Origin of the sequence: Pseudoalteromonas sp. bablab_jr011, from assembly GCF_016464045.1 — a bacterium.
Classification (GTDB): Bacteria; Pseudomonadota; Gammaproteobacteria; order Enterobacterales; family Alteromonadaceae; genus Pseudoalteromonas; species Pseudoalteromonas lipolytica.
This window is the reverse complement of sequence record NZ_JACDWU010000276.1, coordinates 1-4362: the sequence shown is the minus strand read 5'-3', so window position 1 is coordinate 4362 and position 4362 is coordinate 1. Positions and strand designations below refer to the sequence as shown.

The window sequence follows — 4362 nt, the reverse complement described above, 5'->3', positions numbered from 1 at the left end:
CTGCCTCAACCCTCAACTGAATCAATAGTCTAATTATATAAATATCAGTATATTAAGTGAACTAAATGTATAGATTAATAGATCATAAGCAGAACATACTTAGACCAAAAGGTGATCAGAGTTTTCACACAGTCTGGGCACAAAGCAGGCATTCGTTAGAAAACGTTTATGTCCATTAACGAGTGAGTAAATTGCAAAACTTGCGCATTGCTTCTGCCCCAAAGTGAGTAAAAGTAAATGCTCTAAAGACTGCTTAGAGCGAGTTACGGACATTGAACATATGCTGGTGAACGTGGATATTCTAATATTTTACAGTTAAAAAAAAATGTCTCAACAAAACTAATGGACTTGTAGCCATTAAAGTATGATGAAATCTACCCGAGAAAAGAGTCCTAATATTCAGAGTAATATTGCGTGTAGTGCTGTAAATCATTTTTTCAGTTTTTCTTAAGTAAATCTTAAGGTTTGCCTGATATTTTATTAAGACACTTTTTATTTAGCCGATAGGTTTCTTTAATTGCTTGACTTATCGGTGATTAATTTGCAAATTTATTATCGCTAATAACTAAAAAACAGGGATTTATATATGTTATCAGTTGTACTTCCTGCCAAAGACGAAGCCGAAAATATTGGCCATCTTATTGAAGAAATTCATACCAGCCTTGCTGATTTATACCCGTTTGAGATTATCGTTGTCGATGATGGCTGTAGTGATAGTACCTTTGAAACCGCCCTCGAAACTGGAAGAACATTAGGCTGTGATGTAAAAGCTATCAAACATGCCTACAGTGTCGGACAAAGCACAGCGATTGTGTCGGGTGTGTTACAGGCGAAATACACCTTGATGGCGACCCTTGATGCCGACGGACAAAACGATCCGGCTGATTTGCCTAAATTAGTTGAGCGCGCTCAACAAATAGAAGCCGCTAATTTTTGCGTAATTGGCTACCGTAAAAACCGAAAAGACACGCCTTGGAAACGTTTTCAGTCGCGTTTTGCTAATAAATTCCGCGATGCTATTTTACATGATGGTGTGCCAGATACCGGCTGTGGTTTGAAAGTAGTGCCCACAGCCACATACCTAAGGCTACCACACTTTAACCATATGCACCGTTATATTCCTGCTTTGGTCAAACGTATGGGAGGCGAAGTGCAAGTGCAAGAAGTGAACCACCGCGATCGTGAACATGGTCTATCAAAATACACGGCTTGGAATCGAGCTTGGGTCGGTATTGTTGATGTATTAGGCATGATGTGGCTTATTCGTCGTGGCAAAGTGCCAATGGTTAATGAAATTCAAACGAGTAACACTAGTGACGATTAACAGGCTCGCTAAATTTATTGTTAGTTTGTCGTTATTTATTGCGATAGCGTTTGCAGTTCAACAAGGTTTTTTTGAACATATCGCTGACAGTAACTGGGTCGCTAAGTTTGTTAAAGAACAAGGCAAACAAGCCGTTGTTGTATTGATGGCGATGGGGGCTGCCTATGCCGCTCTTGGTGCGCCACGCCAATTGTTAGCGTTTGCGTTTGGTTTTGCTTTTGGGGCTGTTGAAGGGGCACTTTTAGCGTTAGTAGCAACAGAGCTCGGTTGTATTTTGTCATTTTACGCCGCCAAATGGTTGTTTCGCTCAAGCTTGCAACGCAAATTTAATAAAAGTTTAATGAAATTTGAACGCTTGGTTAAAGACAATACCACCTTAAAGGTATTGATGATTCGGTTGTTACCTATCGGCAGTAACTTGTTTACTAATGTCGCAGCTGGAGCAACTACAGTACCGGCTCAGGGGTTTTTTCTTGGTAGCTTTATTGGCTACATTCCACAAACCTTAATTTTTGCCTACGCTGGCGCTGGAATTGGTTTATCAGAGCACGAAAAAATACTCATCAGTATTGCGCTGTTTATTGTTTCATCGGTAATTGGCTCACTGCTTTATCGCAGTCAATTTCGTCGTAAAGTACAAGAACTATAAAGAAGTTAGGTTATGAAAAATATAATAAAAACCTTCGAACAAGATGATTATTACGCCGTCTTAAAAATCTTACTGGCCTTTGCCGCTGTTATTATTTTATTAGGTATTGGTATTCGTTCACCGTGGCCTGCTGATGAACCTCGATTTGTTGAAGTAGCCAGAGAAATGGTTGCCACTGGCAATTGGCTATTTCCAATGCGTGGCGGTGAATTTTATCCTGATAAACCACCAGTTTTTATGTGGTCAATCGCTCTTTTTTATTCACTTATTGGCAACCTAAAACTGGCATTTTTACTGCCAAACGCCATCTGTGGCTTGATCACTTTATTTTTGGTGTATGATCTTGGGGCAAAACTCCATAGTGTTCGCGTGGGTCGCAATGCCGCTTTACTTTTATTAATTACACCACAATTTTTGATCCAAGCTAAAGCTGCCCAAATTGATGCGATGGTGATGTGTTGGATAACGATTGGTTGTTATGGCTTTATCCGTCATTTCATTTTAGGGCCCAATTGGCGCTGGTATTTTATTTCGTGGGCATTTATGGCGCTCGGCATTATTACTAAAGGGGTAGGTTTTTTACCTGTACTCATGTTTATTCCCATCATTGCTTATCGCTTGGCGAATAAAGACTATTTTAAAGGCAGGCTCACCTTCGCTTGTTGGTTAGGTTTTGTGCCCTTTTTCTTGGTGTTGGCGGCTTGGTTTGTACCGATGATGATTACGGTGGCAGAGCAAGCGACCCCTGAATTAATTCAGTACAAAAACAATATTCTGTTCAAGCAAACGGGCGAACGGTACGCCAATGCCTGGCATCACCTTGAGCCTTGGTATTATTTTATTGTTAGTGTAATTCCCGTGATGTGGTTTCCATTACCAATTTTATTGTTGAGCTCGCTAAAGCATGTTTATCACAAATTAAAAACAGATCCAGTATTGATGATATTGTTTGCTTGGGTTGTGCTTGTGGTGTGTTTTTTCAGTATTAGTCCGGGCAAGCGCGGGGTTTATGTGTTACCTGCATTGCCGATGTTGTCGCTGTTTACCACCATTGCTTACCATGAAGTTAAACTACCGTTATGGTTTAACCGCATCAGCAAAAGCATTTTATGGTTAATTGCTATTGTGCTTGTTGTCGCTTGCATTGGTTTATTAACGGGTCATAAAAAATTAGTGAAACCATTAACCGCATACCCTGAAATGATCCCGTGGGCGGCAGGTTTAGCGTTTATTTTAGCAGCGATATGGTTAGTTAGTTTATGGCGATTACGGTCGAAAAACGCCTTTTTTAATTTAGGAATGGTAATTGTCGCTTCTTGGTTAATAGTGAGTACCTTAGGATATTGGCTAGCCGAGCCCCTGCGCACACCCAAACATGTTATTGAAGAAGTGGAAAACACCTTAGGTCAGCATGGTGAGCGCGGTGAACTTGGGTTAGTGAAATTTAAAGAGCAATTTTTATTGTTTTCACAATTACCAATAACGCATTTTAGTTACCTAGCAACGGATGAAGAAGAAGAGCGTAACGCATGGCTATGGATGGGCGAGAAGGCGGGTCGATTTATTTTAGTGCCAGATGATGCCAACTTAACGTGTTTCGATGTGTCTAACGGGCAAGATATGGGCTACGCTCACAGGCAGCACTGGTTATTATTAAGTGCTAAGCAAATGGCAGAAAACTGCCAAGCGCCAAAAGTTATTAAGCGTTTTAGTGTTCCTAGAGAAGCGTATTAATGAAAATAGCTGTAGTAGGAGCAGGTTTTGTTGGTTTGTCTAATGCCATTTTACTTGCTCAGCATAATAAGGTGGTTATCTACGATATCGTTCCAGCGAAAGTAGATTTAATTAATAGTCGTAAATCTCCCTTTGTCGATAAAGAAATAGAAGCTTTTTTATTTAAAGATGATCTCGATTTTGTTCAGTCACTTGAAAGCGCGTTAGGAATTAAAGCCAAGAAAAATTTTATGCCGATGCAAGCGGGCGATGTTTACCAAACCTTTGCAGATATTGATGACTTATTTAATGTTACTGGCTATAAGCCTAAAATGAGTGTTGAACAGGGCGTTAATAACTTTGTTGACTGGTATCGTGAATTTTATGGTTAAGTGATTTATCTATCCATTTTTGCATAATAGTGACATCTAGAGATGTCCGCCTATATTTCTAATATCAGTAATTATCTGCTGTAATCAAACAGGACACTTTGATAATGGAATATTATCCAATACTATTCATCAAGGTCCGTTCATGGCACAGACTGTGTGAAAACTAATTTTTAATAAATTGTCTTGGGTATGTTCTTAGTTTGAAACCATTTAAGATGGTTGCGATCGATTTTTTCTCAGTATCGCAATTTTCTCCGCGCGAGCGAAACTGCTATGGCAACGCT

3 protein-coding genes and 2 pseudogenes are annotated in these 4362 nt (G+C 39.7%); all 5 read left to right on the top strand.

Features of this window, described 5'->3' with window-relative positions:
- Window positions 1–586 precede the first annotated feature (586 nt).
- The gene (locus JIG41_RS16060; RefSeq protein ID WP_024603948.1) at window positions 587–1324 is read left to right on the top strand and encodes a glycosyltransferase family 2 protein; all 738 of its coding nucleotides are present in this window, start codon (window positions 587–589) and stop codon (window positions 1322–1324) included.
- Window positions 1320–1973: a TVP38/TMEM64 family protein gene (locus JIG41_RS16055; RefSeq protein WP_024603947.1), complete on the top strand. Its 654-nt coding sequence runs from the start codon at window positions 1320–1322 to the stop codon at window positions 1971–1973. Before JIG41_RS16060 ends, JIG41_RS16055 begins: the two co-directional genes overlap by 5 nt.
- A 12-nt stretch (window positions 1974–1985) precedes the next feature.
- Complete coding sequence (locus tag JIG41_RS16050; protein WP_024603946.1) at window positions 1986–3707, top strand: glycosyltransferase family 39 protein; 1722 nt, start codon at window positions 1986–1988, stop codon at window positions 3705–3707.
- Window positions 3707–3865 (top strand): annotated as a pseudogene (locus tag JIG41_RS22925) (UDP-glucose 6-dehydrogenase); the annotation flags it as partial. The gene JIG41_RS16050 and the pseudogene JIG41_RS22925, both read left to right, overlap by 1 nt.
- Window positions 3866–3880: 15 nt before the next feature.
- Window positions 3881–4078: pseudogene (locus tag JIG41_RS22920) on the top strand (protein CapI); the annotation flags it as partial.
- Window positions 4079–4362 lie beyond the last annotated feature (284 nt).